The 1,038-nt window shown below is 58.7% G+C and carries 2 protein-coding genes; one reads left to right on the top strand and one right to left on the bottom strand.

Annotated features, from left to right (window positions below; genetic code table 11):
- Nucleotides 1-228, top strand: a 228-nt coding sequence (locus QWZ14_RS12145) for a hypothetical protein (RefSeq protein ID WP_290316934.1), incomplete at its 5' end; no start/stop codon positions are given.
- 475 nt (nt 229-703) lie between these two features.
- Here QWZ14_RS12145 and QWZ14_RS12140 read toward each other — a convergent pair.
- Nucleotides 704-1,038 (bottom strand): transposase (locus QWZ14_RS12140; RefSeq protein ID WP_290316933.1); only part of this gene is annotated, 335 nt, incomplete at its 5' end.

Genomic DNA, 1,038 nt, shown 5'->3' with positions numbered 1-1,038 from the left:
GCTTCCAGATCTTCGAGGGTGACACCGCCTCATCTGCTTGAGCCATTCGCGTCGCCGCGGGATCTTATGCCTTACAACGTGAAGGCACTTCCTATGAGCGAAGATAGCGAGTCCATACAACAGCAGCATTCGGCGCACCAGGAAGACAACATTGCGAAATCAGAGACGGCTGATCTCGACTATGGTGCTCTCGGTGAAAATAAAAATGAGTTGGTAGCCGCCCAGTAGGACTGCGTTCGAAATGTAGTAGCAGCACTTGGTGGGTCATCTCGTTTGGCACGTCAGCTAAGCAAGGAATTTTCTGACCCAATTAGGGAGAGTGGCATTCGAGCCTGGGTCGCACAGGGAACTGTACCGCTCCGACGCCGTCACCAATTGGCTAAACTCGGGCAGCAGAAGAACCTCGTCATTGACCTTGCTACACTCGAGGTGCATTCCGCTCCAGTCGGCGGGGATGTAAGCGCCTCTCCTGTTCTTGAGAAGGCAGCATTCCTAAGTCTGAATCAGGTAGCTGCCCGCTGGGGGGTACCGCGAGATCGTGTAGAAGATCTCGTAAAAGTCGGACAGTTAAAGGTCCACGATCTCGCAGGGGCGGAGCGCGTGGCTTACAGTGACATCGCCGATTACGAATCTCGTGCGCGTCGTTCTGACGTCGCGGATCGCTCGTGACCACGGCGGCGAACGCTTAGTGACTGTTTGAGAATTAGCGGTGGGCGACGCGGCGGAGCAGGAGGGCGCCCATGGCGACGTGGATCATGGCCTCGGACACGTCGAGACGCCTCTCATAGTCGCGGACGAGACGACGCCATCGGATCATCCAGCCGAAGGTTCGCTCCACCACCCACCGGCGTGGGAGGACGCGAAAGCCCTTTGGGTCGGAGCGCCTGACGATCTCGACGACGAAGTCGAGGAAGGCGGCCTTGTCCATCAGCGTCGTTCGGTCGTAGCCCGCGTCCGCGAAGAGATGCTTCAGCCAAGGCCATCGTTTCCTGATGGCGGCGAGGATCGTCTGGGCGCCCGCGCTGTCGGACACGTCGG

The sequence above is a fragment of the Paeniroseomonas aquatica genome, assembly GCF_030409335.1.
Classification (GTDB): Bacteria; Pseudomonadota; Alphaproteobacteria; order Acetobacterales; family Acetobacteraceae; genus Belnapia; species Belnapia aquatica.
This window is presented reverse-complemented; position numbering and strand designations above follow the sequence as displayed.